This window comes from Shewanella basaltis (genome assembly GCF_023283885.1).
Lineage (GTDB): Bacteria > Pseudomonadota > Gammaproteobacteria > Enterobacterales > Shewanellaceae > Shewanella > Shewanella basaltis.
In genome coordinates this window covers 143,310-167,389 of sequence record NZ_JAKILA010000008.1, presented here as the reverse complement: position 1 = coordinate 167,389, position 24,080 = coordinate 143,310, and the positions used below count along the sequence as shown (strand labels likewise).

General features: G+C 41.2%; 15 protein-coding genes. 9 read left to right on the top strand and 6 right to left on the bottom strand.

Annotated features, from left to right (window positions below; all coding sequences use genetic code 11):
• Positions 1-554: 554 nt before the first annotated feature.
• Positions 555-1,529, bottom strand: a complete 975-nt coding sequence (gene cysB / locus L2703_RS08370) for an HTH-type transcriptional regulator CysB (protein WP_248970645.1) — start codon at positions 1,527-1,529, stop codon at positions 555-557.
• Between the two features lie 386 nt (positions 1,530-1,915).
• Here cysB and L2703_RS08365 point away from each other — a divergent pair, with 386 nt between their 5' ends.
• The 3 genes from L2703_RS08365 (at position 1,916) to L2703_RS08355 (ending at position 4,681) form a co-directional block, all read left to right on the top strand.
• Positions 1,916-2,695, top strand: a complete 780-nt coding sequence (locus L2703_RS08365) for a hypothetical protein (protein ID WP_248970644.1) — start codon at positions 1,916-1,918, stop codon at positions 2,693-2,695.
• A gap of 331 nt (positions 2,696-3,026) precedes the next feature.
• Positions 3,027-3,434 (top strand): LexA family protein, encoded by a 408-nt coding sequence (locus L2703_RS08360; protein ID WP_248970643.1) that lies wholly within the window; start codon positions 3,027-3,029, stop codon positions 3,432-3,434.
• Positions 3,422-4,681 carry a Y-family DNA polymerase gene (locus L2703_RS08355; protein WP_248970642.1) on the top strand — a complete coding sequence of 420 codons (1,260 nt, stop codon included), beginning with the start codon at positions 3,422-3,424 and terminating at the stop codon, positions 4,679-4,681. Before L2703_RS08360 ends, L2703_RS08355 begins: the two co-directional genes overlap by 13 nt.
• Before the next feature lie 67 nt (positions 4,682-4,748).
• Here the strand turns inward: L2703_RS08355 and topA are convergent, their stop codons facing one another.
• Positions 4,749-7,388 carry a type I DNA topoisomerase gene (gene topA / locus L2703_RS08350; protein WP_248970641.1) on the bottom strand — a complete coding sequence of 880 codons (2,640 nt, stop codon included), beginning with the start codon at positions 7,386-7,388 and terminating at the stop codon, positions 4,749-4,751.
• Positions 7,389-7,770: 382 nt separating this feature from the next.
• On the opposite strand from topA, the gene astB reads away from it, so the two are divergent.
• Complete coding sequence (astB, locus tag L2703_RS08345) at positions 7,771-9,105, top strand: N-succinylarginine dihydrolase (RefSeq protein ID WP_248970640.1); 1,335 nt, start codon at positions 7,771-7,773, stop codon at positions 9,103-9,105.
• Between the two features lie 162 nt (positions 9,106-9,267).
• Here the strand turns inward: astB and L2703_RS08340 are convergent, their stop codons facing one another.
• The gene (locus L2703_RS08340; protein WP_248970639.1) at positions 9,268-14,481 is read right to left on the bottom strand and encodes a beta strand repeat-containing protein; all 5,214 of its coding nucleotides are present in this window, start codon (positions 14,479-14,481) and stop codon (positions 9,268-9,270) included.
• A gap of 224 nt (positions 14,482-14,705) precedes the next feature.
• On the opposite strand from L2703_RS08340, the gene L2703_RS08335 reads away from it, so the two are divergent.
• From L2703_RS08335 to L2703_RS08320, 4 genes are all read left to right on the top strand, one after another.
• Positions 14,706-16,013 carry a dicarboxylate/amino acid:cation symporter gene (locus L2703_RS08335; protein ID WP_346347546.1) on the top strand — a complete coding sequence of 436 codons (1,308 nt, stop codon included), beginning with the start codon at positions 14,706-14,708 and terminating at the stop codon, positions 16,011-16,013.
• Positions 16,014-16,402: 389 nt separating this feature from the next.
• Entirely contained in the window at positions 16,403-17,068 is a 666-nt protein-coding gene (locus L2703_RS08330; RefSeq protein WP_248970638.1) for a LysE family translocator, read from the top strand.
• A gap of 173 nt (positions 17,069-17,241) precedes the next feature.
• The gene (locus L2703_RS08325) at positions 17,242-17,916 is read left to right on the top strand and encodes a response regulator (protein WP_248970637.1); all 675 of its coding nucleotides are present in this window, start codon (positions 17,242-17,244) and stop codon (positions 17,914-17,916) included.
• Positions 17,907-19,262 (top strand): ATP-binding protein, encoded by a 1,356-nt coding sequence (locus tag L2703_RS08320; protein WP_248970636.1) that lies wholly within the window; start codon positions 17,907-17,909, stop codon positions 19,260-19,262. The genes L2703_RS08325 and L2703_RS08320 overlap by 10 nt, the downstream gene beginning before the upstream one ends.
• A gap of 197 nt (positions 19,263-19,459) precedes the next feature.
• Here the strand turns inward: L2703_RS08320 and L2703_RS08315 are convergent, their stop codons facing one another.
• A complete protein-coding gene (locus L2703_RS08315; protein ID WP_248970635.1) occupies positions 19,460-20,155 on the bottom strand; it encodes a 2OG-Fe(II) oxygenase in 696 nt (231 codons plus the stop codon).
• Positions 20,156-20,269: 114 nt separating this feature from the next.
• On the opposite strand from L2703_RS08315, the gene L2703_RS08310 reads away from it, so the two are divergent.
• Positions 20,270-21,520 (top strand): cyclic di-GMP phosphodiesterase, encoded by a 1,251-nt coding sequence (locus L2703_RS08310; RefSeq protein WP_248970634.1) that lies wholly within the window; start codon positions 20,270-20,272, stop codon positions 21,518-21,520.
• 317 nt (positions 21,521-21,837) lie between these two features.
• Here L2703_RS08310 and corA read toward each other — a convergent pair whose 3' ends face one another.
• Positions 21,838-22,785 carry a magnesium/cobalt transporter CorA gene (corA, locus tag L2703_RS08305; RefSeq protein ID WP_248970633.1) on the bottom strand — a complete coding sequence of 316 codons (948 nt, stop codon included), beginning with the start codon at positions 22,783-22,785 and terminating at the stop codon, positions 21,838-21,840.
• A 204-nt stretch (positions 22,786-22,989) separates the two neighbouring features.
• Positions 22,990-24,018, bottom strand: a complete 1,029-nt coding sequence (gene yejK / locus L2703_RS08300; protein WP_248970632.1) for a nucleoid-associated protein YejK — start codon at positions 24,016-24,018, stop codon at positions 22,990-22,992.
• Positions 24,019-24,080: the final 62 nt, after the last annotated feature.

The window sequence follows — 24,080 nt, the reverse complement described above, 5'->3', positions numbered from 1 at the left end:
ACTGCGTTGCATGACTTCGAAAGAGAATAACTATTCATTCAGTCATTCGCCTTGTTTAAGCCCTTTTAAATTCTCGCTGAGAGATCACTTGCTAACGCGGAATGGTATAACCTGAGCTCGGGATAATAAATGCCTTTCAAACAGTCCTTTGCCCTGTTCACTGCGTTGAATCGACTTACAATAGGCTAGCTATTGACGCGTCAATTCGCCTTGTTAGCAGAACAAATGACAAGTTTGAAAGTGAGAATGGGTAACCTGTTAATTTTAAATAGTATAAGTTCATCCCTTATCCCGAGCTCAGGTTAAGTAGCCACTGTGAATGCGTCCAGCGGTGTTTGATTAAGGCGTCGCGATGTCGTCATGGTTGTTCCCTTTCAAATAGCGAGAACGTAAAGCAAAAAGCGGCTGGGGCATTCCTTTATGGCAAGTGTTAAAAGGGCTTACACTGCGTTGCATGACGTCGAAAGAGAATCACTATTCACTCAGTCATTCGACTTATTTAAGCCCTTTTAAATTCTCGCAAAGAGATCACTTACTCACGTGCAATGGTATAATTACCGTACTGGCAAAGCGATGTCAGCGAACATCTCGTCAATCAATTGTTGATCACGCAGCGCAACCGCTTTTTCTACCACATCGCGAGTTAAATGAGGTGCAAAGTGCAACATAAAATCATACATGTAACCACGCAAAAAACTACCGCGCCTAAATCCAATTTTGGTGGTACTGTGAGCGAATAAATGGCTCGCATCAATGGCAACCAAATCTTTGTCTACCGTAGGATCTATGGCCATTGAGGCAATAACGCCTACACCCAGTCCTAATCTTACATAAGTTTTAAGCACATCGGCACTGGTTGCACTGAACACAACGCGCGGATCAAGATTGGCGCGTTTAAATGACTTTTCAATTTCGGATGCTTTATCAAATCCAAATACATAGGTTACTAACGGATAAGCCGCCAGATCCTCAATTGTAATATTAGTGCGGCTGGCAAGAGGATGCTCCCGAGTCACTACAATTGAACGATTCCAGTGATAACAAGGCAACATAATTAAATCAGTATACAAATGCATCGCTTCTGTCGCGATAGCAAAATCGGCATAACCTCTGGCGGCTTGCTCACTGATCTGCGATGGCGTTCCCTGGTGCATATGTAAGTTAACTTTTGGATAGCGCTTTATAAACTCACGAATAATTTGTGGCAACGCATAACGCGCCTGTGTATCTGTTGTGGCAATGTTTAATTCGCCTTGATTGGGCTTGGTGTATTCTTCAGAGACTTTTTTAATACTATCAACTTTGCTCAATATGTCATTTGCAATATCAATCACTTGCTGACCCGCTGGTGTTACATGTGTTAAATGTTTACCACTACGACCAAATATTTGAATACCTAATTCATCTTCTAGCATTCTAACTTGCTTACTGATACCAGGTTGTGAGGTATACAGGTTCTCTGCGGTCGATGACACATTAAGATTATGTTTAACGACCTCTGCAATATACCTAAGTTGCTGCAGTTTCATGGTGTGATCCTTGATGTTACCGTCGCCTATTCACACATAATGCGAACAAGAGCAAAGTCAGTTGGCGTTTTACAGAATATGAACCATTGTTCAACTATGCAAAAACGTTATATTAATAGTTAAATGTAATACAAACGGTAATAACGAGCAAGAAAAAAACCACTAAATATACCCTTTCATCACTCAACAAGTGATTTGTTCGCGCAGTTTGATGATTTATCCATAAAACGACTTATTATTCAACGACAGCCGTAATAACATACGCTAAGATATAGAGTAATTTTGATGAAGTTTGTTAATTCATTTCTTGACTCGTTAAAATGACTTTTTAGCCATCACTACTGGCTGTTTTTACCATGTGATATGAAAGATAAAATGGAACCTTTATGTCCTTAATTTTGGTATTAATCCTGATCGGCGCCCTACTATTACTGATTATCGGTTTTAGTATCGTCCAACAACAAAAAGAGCGCGCAGAAGCTGAGCGCCGTGTAGAAGTTTCTCGTCAGCGGGCCATTATCGATGAAACCGATGGCGTACTGTCTAATACAGGTATGGCGCCATGCTCTAGCCACATAATGCTTGTATTGTACCGCCGCATTCAAGATGCATTAGAACAATCAATCGCACATGCATCAGGGCAACTAAAATCTGATTATGAGCGTCGCCTAGCTGATATTAAAGCACAAGTTACCACAGTATCTAATTCACCCAGCCAAGTGCCCGCCATTGAAAATTTTCGCTTGCCCGATAACGACAAGCAAGTGCTTGAATTGGTAAAAACCCTAAAAAAGCTAAAAGCCATTTTACGAGCTGAGCATAATAAGGGAAAAGTTGATCCTACCGTATTTGCAGAAGAAGAAATGCGTATTGATAACTTACAATTACGCATCAATGTTGAATCAATGATCAGCCGTGCTCGTGCCGCCTGCTTTATGAAACAGTATGGTTCAAGCAAACAAATGGTGACTAAAGCGTTAAATACATTGCATACCATTAAGGCTCAAACCCCCAATGATCCGTTTATTGCACGTAAAGTAGATGAAGCAAAACAACTGCTCGATGAAATCATGGGCGCACAACGTAGTACCGAGCCTAGTGCACCTAAACCTAAAAAAGAAGGTGACGATATTGATATGCTATTTCAACCTAAAAAGAAATGGTAAACATGATCAAACCGACATTATCGCAATCAAATTAGCCTCGTAAAGAGGCTTTTTTGTGCCTTTTTATCCCGTTCTTGTTCATGAATACCAACCCGCATGAATAAGTATCCACTCAAAATACGTCCAACGTTTTTTGATTAAGGCTGCGCTATGTCGCCCTACTTGTTCTTTTCAAATAGCAACAACACTAAAGATCATCACTGAATAGCCCGCAATAGCACAACCTGGCCACCGATGACACATTGTCATAATGATTATTTGAAGATTTCTATTTTGCTGCTAAAATACTGTTTATTTATACAGTGTTTTAGCGTGATATCTTGGTGCAGATATGAAAGTGATCCCAATATACATTGCTGGCGGCATTAACGGTTTTGAGTCACCAGCGGCAGAGTACCAACAGCGGCCATTAAGCCTAGATGAACTATTAGTCACTCATCCAAGCGCGACCTTTATTGGTAAAGTCAAAGGCGACTCAATGACTGGCATTGGTATTTTTGACGGCGACCTAGTGATTGTTGACCGTAGCGCTACCATTAAAAATGGCCAAGTGATAGTTGCCAATCTTAATGGTGAATTTGTCTGTAAAATGATCGATCTTAAAAGAAGATTGTTACTCTCCTCAAACAATGAATATCCCGATGTTGTCATTAATCAGTATGATGACTTCAGCATTGAAGGTGTTGTGACGTATTCAATACGCTGCCACGATGAGGCGATTAATTTATGTTCGCGTTAGTCGATGCCACTTCATTTTATTGCAGTGCTGAGCAAGTCTTTCGCCCAGAGTGGCGCAATCGACCAATGGTAGTATTATCTAACAATGATGGTTGTATTGTTGCAGCCAATCGCCTTGCCACAAATTTAGGGGTGCCTAAATTTCAGCCTTACTTTCAAATTGCCGAAAAATGTCGGCACCATAATGTCATCGTATTATCGAGTAACTATGAATTATACGCGGACTTGTCGAGTAAGATGATGCAGGTGATTGGTCAATTTGCGCCAGAGCAGCATATCTATAGCATTGACGAGTCCTTTTTGTCATTTAAACATTGCCAGCAGGCGATACCCTGCCTAGCCACTCATGCCAAACGGATAAGACAAACTGTTTGGCAATACACACGTCTACCTGTTTGCGTAGGCATTGGGCCAACACTCACACTAGCTAAAGTCGCCAATAAAGCCGCTAAATTAACGCCCTCCTCTAAAGGGATCTGCATCATAAATAATGAACAAGCTCGCCGAGCAACATTAAGTGCACTGACTGTTGGCGATATATGGGGGATTGGCCGAAAAACGGCTGCAAAATTAACTGCGATGAATATTCATACAGCTTGGGCACTAGCAAATGCCTCACCAAGTATGATGCATAAACAATTTAATGTTGAAATAGAACGCACAATTCGTGAGCTCAACGGGATAGAGTGTAAGCAATGGGATAATGTAAAGGTTGATAAGCAACAAATATTCTCAACCCGTAGCGTCGGCGAGCGAATTACCGATATTAACGGCTTACACCAAGCGTTATGCATGCATATTTCGATTGCCGCAGCCAAAGCTCGAAAGCAAAACTCATTGTGTAAAGTGATGATGTTATTTGCCCATAATTCACCTCACGATAGTTACCCGCAAAGCTTTAAAGTTAACGTAAACTTTACCTGTGCAACCAATTGCAGCGCTGAAATGAGCCATGCTGCATCTTCAGTTATACATAAGCTTTATCGCCCTGGTGTGCATTACTATAAAGTAGGCGTAGGTCTGCTCGACCTTATAAACAGTCAACATCAACAGCTCGACTTATTTAATGTCAGCAAAGCCAAACCACAATTGATGCAGGTGCTCGATAACATCAATCACCGTTATGGTCGCGACACGCTATATTTAGGCGCTCAAGGCACACAGCAAAAATGGGCCATGCACAGAAACTTTTTAAGCCCGCAATACACCACCGACTGGCGTCATATTCCAATTATTCGTTGTGAGTGAGTTGGCAAAATGACAAGCATAAAAAAAGCGCTACCCGAAGGTAACGCTATCTTTTTAAGTGTTAATATTACTTCTTAGCTTTTTTCTTAGCTGATTCGCTAACCCATTTTCCGTTAACAAACTTAGCTGACCAACCTGTTGCTTTACCATCAACTTCGGTCGCAACGTATTGCTCTTTTGTTTTACGACTGAACTTAACTGCCGCTTTATTGCCTTCGTCATCTTCAACTGGCGCATCAGCAAGATAGGCATATTTAGGCCATAACAGTTCACGATATTTAACCAGCTCTTCCACTAGTGGTGCTCGAGTTTCTCGTGACTTAGGGAAAGTGCTCGCCGCTAAAAAGATCCCCGCTGCACCATCTCTTAAAACAAAATGGGCATCAGACTTAGTACATTTTAACTCTGGCAGGTAAATCGGATCTTCTTTTGGTGGCGCAGCTTCACCGTTTTTAAGCAGTTTGCGGGTATTCTTGCACTCAGTATTAGTGCAACCAAAATACTTACCAAAACGGCCATTTTTAAGTTCCATGTCATTGCCACAACGATCGCACTCAATGATGGGGCCTTCATAGCCTTTAATCTTAAACTGGCCCGCTTCGACTTCGTAACCGTCACATGATGGGTTATTACCGCACACATGCAGTTTACGTGATTCGTCAATAAGGTAACTGTCCATTGCCGTACCACACTTGCCACAACGATGTTTAGCGCGTAATGCATCGGTTTCTGCATCTTCGTTATCGCTAACCGCTTCTTCACCAGGGGTTAAGTTAAGCGTGGTTTTACAACGCTCTTTAGGTGGTAGTGCATAACCAGAACAACCCAAAAACACCCCTGTTGAACCGGTACGGATCCCCATTGGGCGGCCACAAGTTGGACACGTTATGTCTTCAGTTAGCACCATCTCATTTGGGCGCATACCGCCTTCGCTCGGCTCTAATTCAGCCAATAAGAGTTGTTTGGTAAAGTCACCGTAAAACCCGTCGAGGACTTTTTTCCAATCCAACTTGCCTTGAGCAACATCATCTAATGTTTGCTCCATGCTGGCAGTAAAGTCATAACTCATTAAATCTTTAAAACTATCAACTAATCGTTCGCTAACAATCTCGCCCATTTTTTCGGCAAAAAAGCGACGGTTATCCACTCTCACGTAACCACGGTCTTGAATGGTTGAAATAATTGTGGCGTAAGTTGATGGACGTCCAATACCGCGTTTTTCAAGCTCTTTAACTAATGATGCTTCGCTGTAACGCGCTGGCGGTTTGGTAAAGTGTTGCTTTGGCAGTAGTTTATCGAGTGTAAGCTTGTCACCCTTTTCAACCACAGGCAACGTATTGTCTTCATCGTTTTTCTTACCCATTGGTGGCTGAACGCGCGTCCAACCATCAAAACGCAACGTACGGCCACTGGCTTTTAATTCATAATCGCCAGCAGTAACCGTTAAACGAGTCGCATCATATTGTGCAGGTGTCATTTGACAGGCCACAAATTGACGCCAAATCAGCTCATACAAACGCTGAGCATCACGCTCCATGTCGGTCAAAGATGCAGACTGAACAGCAACGTTTGACGGTCTAATCGCTTCGTGAGCCTCTTGCGCCCCCTCTTTACTACCATAACGGATAGGATCTGCTGGCAAGTATTTAGCGCCAAATTCAGAACCAATCATGTTACGCACATTTTCAACGGCTTCTTGGCTTAAGTTTGTTGAGTCAGTTCGCATATAGGTAATATGACCAGCCTCATACAAACGTTGCGCCATCATCATGGTTTTCTTCACGCCAAACCCTAAACGAGTGCTGGCAGCTTGTTGCAATGTTGAGGTAATAAATGGTGCAGAAGGTTTACTTGATGTAGCTTTATCTTCACGCGCAGACACCACAAAGGTTTCATTGCGTAACGCCTCAACCGCCACTTGAGCTTGCGCTTCATTTATTGGTTCAAACGCAGCAGATTGATATTTCATCACCTGCATTTTTAAACCTTCAGCGTTGGCAGTATTTAAATCGGCATGAATATCCCAAAACTCTTCAGGAACAAACGCTTTAATTTCACTTTCACGCTCAACCACTAACCTCACTGCCACCGATTGTACTCGCCCAGCAGACAAGCCACGAGCAACCTTTTTCCACAGCAATGGCGACACCATAAAGCCCACTACACGGTCTAAAAAGCGGCGCGCCTGTTGAGCATTGACCATGTTGGTATCAAGTACCGATGGTTTGCTAAATGCATCTTGAATAGCTGTTTTGGTAATTTCGTTAAATACCACACGTTGATACCGTGAAGCGTCGCCACCAATAATTTCCTGTAAATGCCAGGCAATGGCTTCCCCTTCACGGTCCAAATCGGTTGCGAGATAGATTTGGTCGGCAGACTCAGCTAAAGCTTTGAGCTCTTTAACCACTTTCTCTTTACCCGGTAAAATCTGGTATTTTGCAGCCCAGCCTTTATCTGGATTGACGCCCATACGCGCCACAAGTGCTTGTTTATCCCTGATAAGCTTATATTTCGCTTTTTCTTCAGGAGACATTTTTTTGACTTCTGCAGCGGTTTTCGTCGCAGCTGTTCCGTCAGATGTTGACGAAGTCGGTAAATCACGGATGTGACCTACACTCGACTTCACGATGAAATCTTTACCAAGATATTTATTAATTGTCTTGGCTTTGGCCGGCGATTCGACAATAACTAGCGATTTACCCATAGTTTTATTTGCGCCAAAAAGTCTCAAAATATAGAAAATTGATTCCATATATAGAGGGTTGAGACAATAGTTTCAAGTTAATCCCTCTTTTATATAGGTTATTAAGTCATTTTTTACACAATAGTAAAAAATAGAAAAAATAATATGCGTTTTTTAAACGTAATTTTTCACTTAATGATACTTGCGAGCATCTTCAGTGCATTTTTAGTCATTTATGCGTGTTTGTACAAAATTAACACACCTTGTTAACCCTCATAGCTTCAGTATACTGGCGTTAATTTAGCGTTAACTGACATGAGCAATCACGTTTCCTTTTTTATAAGTAACACAAAAAAGTGTAACTACAATAATAATTATTCACAAAAATTCTCAAGGATCACGAATGAAGCATTTTGAAGCGAACTTTGATGGCTTGGTTGGACCAACCCATAATTATGCTGGATTATCATTTGGTAATGTAGCCTCATTAAATAATGCAGCGTTAACATCAAACCCCAAAGCAGCAGCAAAACAAGGTTTGCAAAAAGCCAAATCTTTAGCAGACCTAGGCATGGTACAAGGCGTATTAGCCCCACAGGAGCGCCCAGATGTGTACACATTACGTCGAATTGGTTTTTCTGGGTCAGATGCTGAAGTTTTACAAAAAGCGGCTCAGCAAGCACCTGCTCTTCTTAATGCCTGTTGCAGTGCATCAAGTATGTGGACTGCCAACGCAGCAACCGTGTCACCTAGCGCCGATACTCGCGACGGAAAAGTCCATTTCACTCCGGCAAACTTAGTCGATAAACTACATCGCAGTATCGAACCGATTACCACGGGTAACATTCTACAGGCGACATTTAATAACGACCGCCACTTTAAACACCATCAACATTTACCAGAACACACAAGCTTTGGTGATGAAGGCGCGGCAAATCATACTCGTTTATGCAATGAATATGGTCACGCTGGAGTCGAATTATTTGTCTATGGCCAAGAAGCAACAAATCCAAGCGCTGTAAAACCGAAAAAATATCCCGCAAGACAAACCTTAGAAGCATCACAAGCTGTAGCGCGATTACATCAACTTGACGATGAAAGTTGTGTGTTTATGCAGCAAAACCCTGATGTGATCGATCAAGGTGTATTTCATAATGACGTGATTTCTGTCGGTAACCAAAACGTATTGTTTTATCACGAGCAAGCGTTTTTAAATACCGAAGCAAAATTTGATGAAATCCGACGAAAAATGAACACAGAGATGCATTTTGTTAAAGTTGCAACTAGCCAAGTGTCAATTGATGATGCGGTACGTAGCTATTTGTTTAATACACAAATTATTACGTTGCCGTCTGGTGAAATGGCCATTATTGCTCCAACTGATTGCCAAGAAAACCCAGCTGTTTTTGCCTATTTAAATGAGCTCGTCACACTCGGCACACCAATAAAACAAGTTCGCTATTTTGATGTAAAACAGAGCATGCAAAATGGTGGTGGTCCAGCTTGCTTACGCCTAAGAGTCGCGATGAATGAGCAAGAAGTCGCTGCAGTGAATCAAAACACCTTAATGAATGACGGTTTATTTACCCGCTTAAATACCTGGGTTGATAAGCATTACCGTGATCAACTTACCGTTAAAGATTTAGCAGACCCACAGCTGATTATCGAGTCCCGCACCGCATTAGATGAACTCACACAAATCTTAAAGCTTGGAAGCGTGTACCAGTTCCAGAAATAATAGCGATTACGGATTACGGATTACGGATTACGGATTACGGATTACGGATTAGTAAATCTAATGATCATAAAAAGCCCAAGTCAAACGACTTGGGCTTTTGTTTTTATCGCATGTGTGAACAAATAAAAACGGCCATCATTGATGGCCGTTTAGGATTAACGATTAACCGTCATCTCTTACATTAACAGTGTAGCTTGTAGGCTCACCTAATGGCGTTGTAACGGTAATGGTTAAAAAGCCGATAGCTTTCTGGTTAGGGCTTGCTTCACGAGTTAACGTAAACGAATATAACAATGGTCTATTCGAATTATTGCTACCTACTGTAAAACTTGTTGTACCAGATAAATCGCCATTATCATTTGAAGCAGAAATGGTTGTTCCAAATGGTAGTGTATTGTTATTCACATCAGAAACGAATAAGTACACAGTTTGGCTAGCCTCACCTGTCGCTGTGGTTAAATCAATATCGTCAGCAGGGGTGATATTTCCTGCATTATCGATATCAACTAATCGACCATAAGGAACAGAACCAGACATCACAATTGGTAAGTTTCTAAACACATTAAGTTGAGCTTGATAGTTGTCTATTCCAGTATTAGTACAACTTGCTTCAGAACCCGCCGCACATAGAATACCTGTGTATAATCCATCACCTAAATCGAAACTACCATTGTTGTTGAAGTCAACAAACTCTTCCTCAACAGAACCTGTAGAGCCGCCACGATATTGGCCATCTTCGTTATGATCAGTAAACGCTTCAGATTTATCTTCTGTAGGCTCGCCAGAATCAAATAAACCATTACCGTTTAGGTCAACAAAACTCTCTTCACCAATCGCGTAAGCAGTAATTGTCGCACGGCCCGGGCGCGGTTCTACAATAACTGAATTAGTGCCATCTAAGTAGCCAGCAAAGGTTGTACCTGTACAAGGTGGTAACAATGAACCATTAAAGGCTTGAGGACAACTGGAACTAGTTTGATCAAATGGACGTGGATTTTGGCTAGTCCATTCAACATCACAAGCACCCGTTCTACCAACAGTTTGACAACTAGCGCCTACTGAACCGCCTTCAGTTCTAAAGTTGATTACAGTACCTTCTGGAACAGGATTATTGAAGTGATCAGCTGAGCGAATGGTAAAGGTGACTGTTTCACCATCATGACTCCAGCCCTCAGGGTTTAAAATTGATGCGGCTAGCGAGAAACTATTAAAGTCAGCTAAACCAGTTGTCACAGTTAAACTATCAGACACATTTGCAATTATCTCACTTGTTGGATCTGCCGCATCTTGCCATACCGCAAACACTTTAACCGGCGTTGGTACCGTACCTGAACGCACAGTAACACTTACATCACCATTAGCATCGGTGTAGGCTACGGCATACTTATTCGGCGCAGTAAGATCGGTTGGATATTCAGGATCACCTGCTTTAGGGAAGTTTGGACAATTTGCAAAATCATCAGCAATTGGCGCAGGAGTTAAAATCATTCCGCCCACTTCAGTTGATAGTTCAAAACAAACTCTCTGTGAAGCAGCAGCTTGACCAACTTCGTTGAGCAATCTGAATGCTACTTGAGAAGTTTCTGAACGATTACCTGCATTACTATCTAGTCCACCAGATACCTTTAACGCTATTTCTGTTGGACTTGCGCTAACAAACTGAATCGAGCCAACTGAAATTGTATTAACAGTAATGTCTGTAGTTGCAGTTACCGTTGATGCACCAGTGATGGCTGATACAGTAACAGTATCTGTACCTTCACAGTTAATACTGCGATAAGTAGCAAATCCTTTACCTGCATTGGTGACTACAGGAGAGTCGATAACAGAGTTACCTGCTGCCATACATTGAGAGCTAAACTCTAGTGTAAATGGCTGACTTGTCTCAACATTATTGTCTGGATCTTTAACCGTTACTTCAATAACAGTTGAACCGCCAGCAGGTAAAGTATTAGTACCGATATAAGTCGAAACTTCTAGGCTAATATCAACACGACCAATTTCAAATGCTTTAGTCGAGGTTACTTGCTTAACCTTTAAACTAACTTCACCCGCACCAACATCACCATTCGAGTAAAGATCTAAAACAGCTTTACCGTCAGCATTAGTAATAGCGGTAGCTGATGCAGGGCTAATTGCACCTAACGTTGTACCTGCTGAGACTAAAACTTGTTTTAATGGTTGGTTTGAGCCTTCTAGTTTTACAATTGCGCCTAAAATACCAGGGCGTTGATTGGTAATATTGTCCGTAACGCTACAAACTTCAAAGTTTTTAAGCGCTTTATCAAACGCAGGCGCATCGTTACAGTCATATATTTCAAAACTAATTGAAGGGTCTGCCGCCACTGCATCAATATCATCACCAGCGGTAGTAAAACTGATATTAGCTGTTGCAACATCATATGATGCAGTAATGGTAGCTGCACCTTCTACGGTACCAGCTGTAATTAAAATTTCAGCTTGACCTGCATTATTAGTTAACGCTGTACCTACTGCTGGTAAAAACTCACCAAGTGAACTGGTATAGCTGATAACCGCACCTGGCACAGGATTGTTATCACGATCAACTAAATATACGCGTGCACGACCAGGACTGGCTTGACTGACATTGACTGTAGGTAGTCCTGTCGTTGCATCAAATAACTCTATACTTAATGTTAAGTTTTCGCCATCTCCACCAGGAGCATCACCAGCTACACTGTAATTGAAAGAGTTTGTTAGTATTTCAGTCCCAATAACAAATGCAGCCTCAATTGTACCAGCGCCTTCAACTAAACCAGTTAACAAGTTAACTTTAGCCACACCAGATGCATCAGTTAATGCATGACCTGATGTAGGGTTTATTTGGCCTTGGCCAATAATGGTGAATTGTATTAATTCATTAGGAACCGCCATACCATCTTTCAATAGCGTAGCAAAAACATAACCAGGTTTTGATTGGCTAATATTTCTGTTTTCAGCACCAAGAGAATCCTCAACAACGATTGATAATGAATATGCATCAATTGGATTCGGTTCATCACCAATTGTCTCATACGCAACACTTGCCGTAGAAGACTCTGCTGTAACAGTTGCTATCGCTGCACCTGAAACTTGACCTGCCGTTAAGTTAACGGTTGCAATACCCGAGGCATTTGTTACCGCATTAGCTGAAGATAATTTACCTAAACCTGCTGTAAATGAAACCAGTTTACCGGCCAAAGGTAGGCCATCTAAATCAAGATAGGTCGCCTCAATAATACCCGGTGTTGCATTACTAATGACTGACAATGCACTTCCTGCACTATCAATTAGTCGCACTGAAATATTATTGGTACCAACAGCAACACCATCACCTTGCATGTAGAAGCTAATTGATGTGCTAATACCTGTCGCACTCGACACCAGTACTGACGCGGCAGTCTCTACATTGGCAGTTAACAATTTAATGCGTGCCACACCACTTGCATTGGTTAACGCACTTGCCGATGCTGGGTCAAATACACCCACTGAACTGTCGTTTAGTGCAAATGTGATGACTTCATTAGGAAGTCCAACACCATTAGTATCTGAATATGTGACTTCTAAAAACCCTGGCTGCGCACTAGAAATCGTTGTGATATCAGCGCCTGCTGCATTCACCAATTTCACTGATAAAGCAGCCACACCTGCAGCTAGACCATCACCTTTAGATGAGAAACCCAAACTCACTGGTTGCTCGTTAACAATGTTTGCCGTAACAGTACTTGCACCTTGTTTATTAGCTGCAACTAACTTAATTACAGCCTCGCCTGAAGCATCAGTTAAGGCTGTCGAACTGTTTGGTACAAAAGTTGCCAACGCTTCATCATCTATATCAAAACTAACCACTTTATTAGCGATTGGGTTACCTTGTGCGTCGCTATAATTTACGTGTAAGTACCCTGGTGTAGCTGCTTCAATTTGGCTAATAATCAAACCAGAAGCATCCTTAAGACTAAGCTCTACACTATTACCTGATGGTTCATCACCTAATGTCTCAAATGCTAAACTAGCTGTTTGACCATTAATAGATACACTAACAATTGCCCCACCAGCAATTTGACCTGCAGTTAAATTCACATTTGCAACACCTGAGCTATTAGTTACAGCTGAAGGTACACTTAGTTTACCAAGACCTGTAGTAAAAGTTGCCAGCTGACCAGATAATGCCTGCCCATCTGCATTTAAATAAGTTGCAAGTACTATTGCAGGTGAGTTATTGCTCACAATTGAAAGTGGATTACCTGCATTGTCAACAAGCTGCAAAGTAAGGCTGTTGACATTTTGAGAAGTGCCATCACCTTGCATATAAAAGCTGATTGAAGTGTTTACACCTGACTCTGTCGATATGTTTGCTGTTGTTGCTGTTTCAATGTTTGAAGTACGTAATTGAATCGAAGCAACACCAGATGCATCAGTTAATGCAGTACCGCTAGCCGGATTAAAGATACCATGTTCAGCACTTGTTAAAGAAAAACTAACTACTTTATTTGGTTGTGGATTACCTGATGCATCTAAAAGTGTTGTTACTATTCTACCAGGGGATTCATTTGAAATTGTTGTTACCTCTGTACCTGCTGAGTTAACCAATTGAGCGGTAATTGATGCAGTGCCAGAAACTCCAGCATCACCTTTAGAATAAAAATTAATTCCAACCGTTTCTTGTTCATCAATCGTTACATTAACAGTGCCTGCGCCTTCTTTATTGGCTGCTACAACTTTAATTACAGCTGAGCCATCTGCGTCTGTTAATGCTGTACCACTATTAGGGATGAATGTCGCCAAAGCTGAATCATTTAATTCAAAACTGACTAAACGATTAGCTATTGGATTCCCGGCAGGATCTTGGTAATCGACATGAACATAGCCTGGTGTCAAAAAACTGATGTTATTAATCGTATTTCCAGCAGTATCTTTTAAAGATAATTTTATTTGATTCTCGCCAGTTACTGCGCCATCACCAGCCATTGAAACACCTGTTGATGACGACTCGCCTGAGTCAAGAGATGCTGTAACAGTAACAGCACCTTGAAAAGATGCAGTGCTTAAAGTGACTTCGGCAACACCGTCAGCATTTGTTTTAGCTGTACCTGAAGCAGGTGTAAAAACCCCAAATGAAGAGTCAGATAAAGAGAAAGTAACAACTTTATTCGCTACAGAATAATTAAGTGAACTGGTAACGGTTGCTTTTAAGACCGCTGGAGTAGCGGCAGATATATCATTAGATGAAGTGCTCAGTGATATAGAGAGTACTTCAGTCGCTGTACCATCCCCCCCAGAATCCGTTCCATCATCTGTAATACTCCCTCCACCGCCACAAGCGAAGAGAAAGATTGAACATAAAAGTGCAAAACAAACTTTGTATGCTGACCTCATTGTCAGGCTCCCTGTTACATTAAGATTAAACTAAATAATGATTATAGTTACTTATAGATTAACATTACGCAAATATCTTGTAACTTTACCATAACTCTATTGTTTTCTGTGTCATTTATCAGATAAAACTTTCAGTTTTTGGCCATTTCCTAAAAGAGCGATTCCTGCTAGTCTTTAGCACATTCAATGATGAGCCAAAATAATATAATGAAAAGGAACACTCTGTGAATAAACAAAATAAGCTCGGACTCACGAGTAAGATTTTAATTGGTATGGGTATAGGCATTATATTTGGCCTTGCATTAAGAAATTTCTTCCCCGGTAGTACATTTATACAAGAATACATCACAGATGGATTTTTACATGTCATTGGTACTATTTTTATATCCAGCTTAAAAATGCTCGTTGTGCCTTTAGTGTTTATATCGCTTGTTTGTGGTACTTGCTCACTGAGCGACCCATCTAAATTAGGCCGTCTAGGTGGTAAAACCATATCATTTTATTTATTTACAACTGCAATCGCCCTCACAATCGCCATTTTAGCCGCTGTGATTGTCCATCCGGGTAATGCCAGTCTTGCAGGTAACGCCCTAGAATACACAGCAAAAGATGCTCCGAGCTTGTCTGAAGTTCTTATTAATATCGTACCCACTAACCCCATGCAAGCCATGAGTGAAGGCAACATGTTGCAGATCATTCTATTTGCCGTTATTTTTGGTTTTGCCATCTCACATATTGGTGAGCGTGGTGTGCGTGTGGCATCATTCTTTAATGACCTTAATGACGTCATCATGCGCGTAGTGACACTGATTATGCAGTTAGCGCCTTATGGTGTTTTTGCTTTAATGGCCACATTAAGCCTAACGCTGGGTTTAGAAACATTTGGCAGTGTGGTTAAATATTTTCTGCTTGTTGTTGCCGTATTATTTATTCAAGGCTTAGTGGTTTACCCCACGTTGTTAAAGCTGTTTTCAGGCTTAAGTCCTCTAATGTTTTTACGCAAAATTAGAGACGTACAGCTATTTGCATTCAGTACAGCAAGTTCAAACGCAACCTTACCTGTCACAATTGAAACCTCTGAGCACCGCATGGGGGTAGACAACAAAATAGCATCGTTTACCTTGCCATTAGGCGCCACATTAAACATGGATGGCACGGCCATTATGCAAGGGGTTGCTACAGTATTCATCGCCCAGGTGTTTGGTATTGAATTAAGCATTATGGATTACGCTACTGTTGTGGTGACCGCAACATTGGCCTCTATCGGTACTGCAGGAGTGCCAGGTGTAGGTCTTATCATGCTTGCCATGGTGCTCAACCAAGTCGGTTTACCTGTCGAGGGGATTGCACTAATTATTGGTGTGGACCGAATGCTAGATATGATCCGCACCGCAGTTAACGTTACTGGTGATGCGGTTGCTACGGTAATTATCGCAAAATCAGAAGGCGAATTTAACGAAGAGACGTTTAACAATTCGCAAGCCGGTAAAGCCGCTAAAAGCTTTGAAGAACAGGTGCTAAATAACAAATAGCCGGTGTTGGTATTTCGAGTCTAAAAAAGCGCTAATCTAGCGCTTTTTTATTATCATTTTTTTGTACAACTGTGTCATTATACCATTGCGCATTAATAAGTGACCACTGTAAATGCGTCCAGCGTTTTTGATTAAGGCGTCGCTATGCAGTAATGGTTGTTCCCTTTCAAATAGCGAGAACGTAAAGCAAAAGCGGCTGGGGCATTCCTTTCTGGCGAGTGTTAAAAGGGCTTATACTGCGTTGCATGACTTCGAAAGAGAATCACTATTCGTTCCGTCATTCGCCTTGTTTAAGCCCTTTTAAATTCTCGCAAAGAGATCACTTGCTAACGCGCAATGGTATTATCATCGGCTTACTCCAAAATAATCACTATCAGAGCAAAACAAATATGGATATTTCTTTGTTAGCCAGTTTGGCCGTTATTCATTTAGTGGCATTAATGAGTCCAGGACCTGACTTTGCCATTGTTGTAAAAATGGCTACTCAACAAACACGTTTAACTGCGGTGTATTGCGCTTTGGGGATTGCCGCCGCCATTCTCGTTCATACATTATTATCATTATTAGGCATAAGCGTAATGATCCAGCAATCACCACTAGCCTATATGGCAGTACAGCTCATAGGCAGTAGTTATTTAGCATGGATGGGATTGGGGGCGCTAACATCGGCTTTAAAAACACGTAAATTAACACGTCAACCAGCAACACTTGTCGCAACGCCAATTGACAATGTACCTAAAATGTCAGCATTTAAGGGATTTAAAATTGGCTTGTACACCAACCTACTCAATCCCAAAGCGCTGATCTTTTTTATTACGCTATTTACCGTACTCATTACCCCACAAGTGGGGTATGCCACCAAAACAGCTGCTGCTATATTATTATTTAGTCTCTCTTTTATTTGGTTTGGATTATTAGCATTAGTATTGTCTAAGCCGCGTATCCAACAGAAACTACTCGCTGCCAGTTCGATTATTGACTTACTCGTAGGGATTATTTTTATTGCTGTCGCGGTGACGATTGCGGGTAATATAATGAGTCAGTGGCTAACTTAATTGGCTCGCAAGAGCATAGTTGGAAAGTTAATGACACTACGAAATTACCAAGGTTTTACCTGACAAAACAAATAAGCTGGGTCATATTTATTATGCTAAATACCCAAGGACTAACAGATCAAATCATATCAATGTGAGCTCGCCACTTTCACACATTTTAGCTAAGGATAAAAATGCGCATATTGATTATAGAAGATGACCCTATTTTATCTCATCACTTAAGTGTGCAACTTAGCGATGCGGGTAACCAGGTACAAGTGGCTTTAACCGCTAAAGAAGGATTTTATCAGGCAACAAATTACCCCATCGATGTTGCCATTATTGACCTTGGGTTACCTGATGACGATGGTATCAGTCTCATCAAATCACTGCGTCATGCCAATGTTAAAGCCCCTATCATTATTTTAACCGCACGGTTAACCTGGCAAGATAAGGTCGAAGGACTTAATGCTGGTGCAGACGACTATTTAGTGAAACCTTTTCAAAAAGAAGAACTCATTGCCAGACTTGATGCCATTGTGCGCCGAAGTGGCGGTTTTGTCCGTTCGGTGATCACCAGCGGACCTTTACAATTAGATTTAACCGCCAAACAAGTCAGCCTGCAACAAAAACCAGTAGAGATCACGGCATTTGAATACCAACTATTAGAATACTTAATGCGTCATTGTCATGAGGTGGTAGCAAAACAACGTTTACTCGATGTCATTTATGCAGATAAAGAAGGCGACCCCAATACGATTGAAGTCATGATCAGCAGGCTACGAAAAAAACTCAGCCAAGGTGGGATGACAGATCCCATCACTACTATCCGCGGCCAGGGATATAAATTTAATCAGCCATGCGACTAACTCTACAACCCAAAAAACGTTTACTCACCAGGATGTTTTTTACCTCCTTGTGTATTATTGCGCTTGTCGGTTTTGGGCTCGCGGGGTTAATTAATTTGCTCCATGCTCAGCAGCGTTACAACCAAACAACCAGTTCGCTGATTGCAAAATTGCCTATTATTGCCGCTGAATTTCGCGAAAATAATTTAATCCCAATAACCCAAGCCCATGAAACAGATGACATAGACACACAATATATTATGGCCACCTGCGACGCTGCTTATCACACCTTGTGGCGTTCAGATTACGCTATTAGTCTGCAGTTAAATCAAATCTGTGAACAATACTCAGCCATTAAAGACAATTTGCCGCCTTTTTATCTTAACGTTAACCAAACACAACACTATTTAGCCTACTTGCTCAGTATTGATGTCGAATCTCAAATGTACCATCTGTTGATTTTACAAGACGCCAGTGAACTAAAAAAAGAGCTGAGCCAATTTAATCGCTTAACCTATTTAAGGCTCGCTGTTGTATTAGCGATTGCCTTAATCATGCTAATTAGTGCGGCATATTGGAGCATGAGACCACTAAGCCAATTAAAACAAGAATTACAACAATTACAGCGTGGATATAAAAGCAGCTTATCTCAGGACTATCCTGAAGAACTTAAAGGAATTACCACTGCGCTCAATCAATTAATGGATCAAGCTGATACTCGCCAAACTCGCTATCAAAATGCAATGAATGATCTTGCCCACAGTCTTAAAACTCGCCTAGCCGCAAGCTTGGCCATAAGTGACGATCCTCACTTAAATATGCAACAGCAGAATCAAAAAATTCTCGAACAAATTCACGATATGGATCATCTAGTGCAATATCAACTTAAACGTGCAATGTTGGGTCAGCAAGGATTGTATTTTCAACAAACAGAAGTCATGCCAATTGTTGAATCACTGGCACAAATGCTCGCCAAACTTTATCAACCCAAAGGGGTTAAATTCACCCACAGTATAAGTGATGATATTAGGCTACCATTAAGTAAAGGCGATGTGATGGAGCTGCTGGGTAACCTCATGGAAAACGCATTTAGATTGTGCGTTAATCAAGTTAACGTGAGCATACAAAAAACCAACAACCTATATCGCCTGTGCGTAGAAGATGATGGCAAGGGCGTTGATGACACCCAAAAGCAAAAAATTATCCAACGGGGAATGCGCGCCGACACGCAGTCACCAGGGCAAGGGATTGGCTTGGCCGTTTGCCAAGAGATAGTCACAAGTTATGGAGGAAAACTAAGCGTTAACACCAGCAATTTGGGTGGCGCTGCATTCATAATTGAGTTTCCTATCTCTAACAATACTTAACTTAACCTGAGCTCGGGATAAGGGATGAACTTATACTATTTAACATCAACATGTTACCCATTCTCACTTTCAAGCTTGTCATTTGTTCTGCTAACAAGGCGAATTGACGCGTCAATAGCTAGCCTATTGTAAGTCAATTCAACGCAGTGAGCAGGGCAAAGGACTGTTTGAAAGGCATTTATTATCCCGAGCTCAGGTTAACTTAACGGGGCATACAATTGTTCGGCACGATTGAACATTGCCCACGACGTCGCAATATATTTATCGTTGCTTAATGGCACATTGCCTCTGTGGCTATGGGTGAAACCAGCAGGTGCAATCACCATGGTGCCTTTTTTAGGGCTTATTTTACGTTGCTGGTAATAAAACTCAGTCTCGCCGCCCGCTTCGACATCATTTAAATAAAACATATATAACACAACTCTGTGCAATGCCTCATTGTGACCATTTTGCGGAAATTGTTCAGAATGCCAATGCGGATATCCCCCAACACCTTTCTGATAATGCTGAATATTAATCGTGCCACTGCGATATAAATACTTGGTTAAGGTACTGGCTCTTGGTTTACCTAACGCGTCAAAATTATCTGGGGTTAAGGTTTGAGGTTTGCCTTCTTCATCAGTCACCTGTATCGACACTGCCCCCATCAATGCTAAAGAGTATTGGCTAAAATAAGCACTAATATGGTGAAAGGTGGCAGTCAAAAGCTCATTTTTTAAGTCTGCTAAATCTGGAAAAGCATCTAACATTAAATCACGGCTGCGCTTTTTAGCCGCATCCACACCAAAACCAGTCTGCCCTGGCACAACATTAGGGTGGCCATTAAACGCTGCAATTAAGCGGTCACACAAATCATCACTGATTGCATTGGGATACACTTCAATAAAATCCATAGGAGATAACTATTATTTGTCTATTTATAGTATTATGCTGCCACGTCAGCAAAGCTCCTGTAAAGCCTAAAGCCAACATAGATAGTTGTTACGCAAGGTAACTATCATTTACTTATGAAAAAGAATCAAAAAGTCGCAGTAGAACAACTTGAAGTAGGCACATTTATTCGTTTGCCCATATCATGGAAAGACCATCCATTTATGTTCAGCAGTTTTAAAATTAAAAATACTGCTCAAATTGAGCTTATCAAAGGCTTAGGGCTCAAGGATGTCTTTTTTGATCCTGATAAAAGTGATGTAGAACCTGTCACCAGCGCCAACAGCGCACAACCACTACCAACAGAAGAAGAGCTCAATGCGTTAAAAGCACAAATGCTCAGTGATAAAAGCGCAAAAATTGATGAGCAAAAAAAGCTAAAACGCGATTTAAGAAAAACAGAGCAACAGTTCGAGCGTTCAGTAGCCATGATGCGTTCTATGGTTTCAAAGGTCAGTAGTCGGCCGCTTAATGCCGTTAATGAAGCCAAAGATCTGATAAGTAACATTACCAATATGTTACTGCACTCAGATAATTTAGCCTTGCACCTCATGGGCGATGCCAAAAACGATGAACACATTTATCACCATTCCCTTAACGTGGCAATGCTGTGTATGTTAATGGCCAAAGAGCTAGGTTGGAGCAGAGAAGAAGTCGAGACCATTGGGCTTGGCGCATTATTTCACGACATAGGTAAACTCAAAGTCCCCAGTACAATCTTAAATAAACGAGCGCCCTTGTCTACGCCAGAAGAAAACTTCATCAAGCAACACCCATTAATGAGTATCAACTTCTTAAAACTAGCAGACAGCTTCCCAGAAGAAGCTAAACCTTTAATCGCCAACCATCACGAATATCTAGATGGCAGCGGCTACCCTCAAGGGCTCAAAGCAGACAAACTTGATAAACTCTCGCAACTTATAGCCGTAGTGAACGAATATGACAATTTATGCAATGGCACCAATCAAATAAAAGGAAAACCCCCAAGCGTTGCATTAGGATTACTGTACAAAAATTATAATAAAAAACTCAATACAGAATTTGTCGGTAAACTGATAAAAATGTTGGGGATATACCCACCGGGCAGTATTGTCGAACTATCCAGTGGACAGTTTGCAATGGTGATGTCAGTGAATTTACAGCAATTGTTGTTTCCTAACATTGTTGTATATGATCAACTTGTGCCAAAAGAACAAGCTCCTATCATTAATTTAGAACATCACAACATGAGTGTCGTACGCAGTTTGCCTTCCGCAGCACTGCCTAAAATCATTCATGATTACCTCAATCCCCGAGATAAAATTAGTTTTGGTATTGGCTCAAATTAACCTTTGACGCCCTTTTAAAACTCGCCACAAAGGAATGCCCCAGCCGCTTTTGCTTTGCGTTCTCGCTATTTGAAAGGGAACAACCATTACTGCATAGCGACGCCTTAATCAAAAACAGCTGGACGCATTCACAGTGGTCACTTATTAATGCACAATGGTATTAAACATGCTCAAGTGTTTAGCAGCTCCATAAGAATATCGATACACTCTCGCAATAAAAAGCCATCTGTTATTAGCAGATGGCTTTATGGTAGCAATCTTAGGTGATACTCACAGTCACCCACCAGCAGGCAAAAAAATTTACACACTAAAAATGATTACAGCCAACCTTTACGTTTAAAGAAAAAGTAGGTGCCTGCTGCACTGGCTAGCATTAACGCAACGGCCATTGGATAACCAAAGCGCCAATCAAGTTCTGGCATAATATGAAAGTTCATCCCATAACTACTGGCGATTAACGTTGGGGGTAAAAATACCACCGCCGATACCGAAAATATCTTAATAATCTTGTTTTGTTGCAAACCACTAAATCCCATTGCCGCATCGAGTAAAAACTGTAACTTATCGAAAATAAACTGGCTATGAGGCATTAATGATTCAATGTCTGACAACATTTCACGAATGGATTTTAAGTTCTCATCGGACAAGCTTTCACGGTAATAGCGTTGCATGTAGCGTAACGAGCGTTGAGTATCGAGCAAACTTAAGCGAATTTTACCATTGGAATCTTCTTGTAAGGTAATAAGCTTAAACACATCATCAAGCTCATCATCATTAAACACTTGCTCACCTACGTTTTCGAGCACGCTGTATACGTCTTCGATTAAGTCGGATAAATAATCCACTTTTAAATTAAATAACTCTAACAATAACCCCTGAGGTGTCGTGATATCTAAACGACCCAAGCGTAAATAATTACGTAACAAGCGGATCAAGCCGACATCTTCTTCGCGTATGGTGAGCAAAAAATCTTTACGCAAGTTAAAAGACACGTTTACCGCACGCACATCAGAACTAACACGTTGCGGAAACAAAGAGTTAATGTGTAAACCATCTTGGTTTTGATAAAAACGTGCCGAAGCTTCAATTTCTTTTATATCTTCTTCGTCGGGTACTTCCTCTGCTGAAAAAGAACTGAGCCAATCACGTTCGTTATCGTCCGGTTTTAATAAATCTAACCACAGAGTTGATTCGGGTACGTTGTCACCGACTTTTAACTCAGTGGTAACCAGTTGTTTATTTTTATAAACATATGCTGTGATCATCGCTCCCCCTAAGAATATTAACGCCGTCAAGACATAACAAAAAAACACGCTAAATTTGGCGCTAGTTTACTCATCTACTGTGTAATGAAAAGCAAAAAACCATCACATGCTTAACGTCGTACCAGTTGTGACGTTAATTCAATCGGTCAATATAAAAAGCGCCCCAAATGGACGCTAATAGACAATTCGCACTCGCGTGAATGATCACTCGCCTTTTAAGCGTCTATCGAGCTGATCCTTTAAATTAGCGGGTACGCCTTTTATCAAAATGGTATCCGACACTGGGTCGTAAATAACACGTTCACCTAGGTGGCCACCATCAAAACTTAACGTGACCCCACCACCCGTGCCAGAAAACTTTTTTAAGCTACGCAAGCTGGCTTTATCTGCAGGAAACTCTTCATCGAGTTCATAATTGCCACCACAAGCAAAATCATAAAATGAATCCATGCCAGAATCTGCTAATTCATCGGCCAAATCTTTTACTTCAATGACGTCTCCCGAGTCAGCACGTTCCGAGCAATACTCAAACACTTTATTACGACATTGCTGACGTTCGTCTTTAGTCAGCTCACTGCTTGACACAAAATCTTCAACGGCATGAATTAGGGTTTTATTTTGCGCTTTAGTGTTTACACCTTCAACGCATCCCATAAAATCTAAAAAGAAATCGGCTACTTTTCTTCCTGCGCGACCACGAATAAATGAAATGTATTTACGAGAGGTTTTATCCGCTTGCCATTCGGTTAAATCAATGCGTGCCGCTAACTGAATATTACTGAGATCTAAATGATTATTCTGCGATAACTCCATATCATCTAACACCGTCATCGACGATTTTGCACTTAATAGCGCAACAAACAGATAATCACTGGTCATGCTGGTATAGCACGACATTAACAAAAAACCGCCTTGACTAAAATCGTACTTTGCAAGCTCTTGCTGTAACAATTGACTGGCTTTGCCACTAAACTCAACAAAACCTAAATCGCCACTTCTATAGCTGGTTAGCGCATTGGCAAATTCATCATTTGCTTCACCATCGTCACCATGAGTACCAAAAAAACCAAACCCCTTGCCAGCTTTACTTGAGTAAGTCTGGTGTAGCTCTTCTAGCATGGTTTCCACAGCACCAGTGTTTAACAAAGGTTGCGGGCGTAAACGACAGCGCATTTGCCCCTGACCGTCCTGAGAAATTTCGTGAATAATTGCCTGTTCGATGCTAATGCCCATAAACCGTATTAACCCTAGTCTGTCACAGATGATAATGTAAAAAAGAATGATATCAGACCCAC

Excerpts from the sequence above, each read along its gene's own strand:
- cysB (WP_248970645.1), bottom strand. The coding sequence starts at position 1,529 with ATGAAACTGCAGCAACTTAGGTATATTGCAGAGGTCGTTAAACATAAT.
- L2703_RS08365 (WP_248970644.1), top strand. The coding sequence starts at position 1,916 with ATGTCCTTAATTTTGGTATTAATCCTGATCGGCGCCCTACTATTACTG.
- L2703_RS08360 (WP_248970643.1), top strand. The coding sequence starts at position 3,027 with ATGAAAGTGATCCCAATATACATTGCTGGCGGCATTAACGGTTTTGAG.
- L2703_RS08355 (WP_248970642.1), top strand. The coding sequence starts at position 3,422 with ATGTTCGCGTTAGTCGATGCCACTTCATTTTATTGCAGTGCTGAGCAA.
- topA (WP_248970641.1), bottom strand. The coding sequence starts at position 7,388 with ATGGGTAAATCGCTAGTTATTGTCGAATCGCCGGCCAAAGCCAAGACA.
- astB (WP_248970640.1), top strand. The coding sequence starts at position 7,771 with ATGAAGCATTTTGAAGCGAACTTTGATGGCTTGGTTGGACCAACCCAT.
- L2703_RS08340 (WP_248970639.1), bottom strand. The coding sequence starts at position 14,481 with ATGAGGTCAGCATACAAAGTTTGTTTTGCACTTTTATGTTCAATCTTT.
- L2703_RS08330 (WP_248970638.1), top strand. The coding sequence starts at position 16,403 with ATGGATATTTCTTTGTTAGCCAGTTTGGCCGTTATTCATTTAGTGGCA.
- L2703_RS08325 (WP_248970637.1), top strand. The coding sequence starts at position 17,242 with ATGCGCATATTGATTATAGAAGATGACCCTATTTTATCTCATCACTTA.
- L2703_RS08320 (WP_248970636.1), top strand. The coding sequence starts at position 17,907 with ATGCGACTAACTCTACAACCCAAAAAACGTTTACTCACCAGGATGTTT.
- L2703_RS08315 (WP_248970635.1), bottom strand. The coding sequence starts at position 20,155 with ATGGATTTTATTGAAGTGTATCCCAATGCAATCAGTGATGATTTGTGT.
- L2703_RS08310 (WP_248970634.1), top strand. The coding sequence starts at position 20,270 with ATGAAAAAGAATCAAAAAGTCGCAGTAGAACAACTTGAAGTAGGCACA.
- corA (WP_248970633.1), bottom strand. The coding sequence starts at position 22,785 with ATGATCACAGCATATGTTTATAAAAATAAACAACTGGTTACCACTGAG.
- yejK (WP_248970632.1), bottom strand. The coding sequence starts at position 24,018 with ATGGGCATTAGCATCGAACAGGCAATTATTCACGAAATTTCTCAGGAC.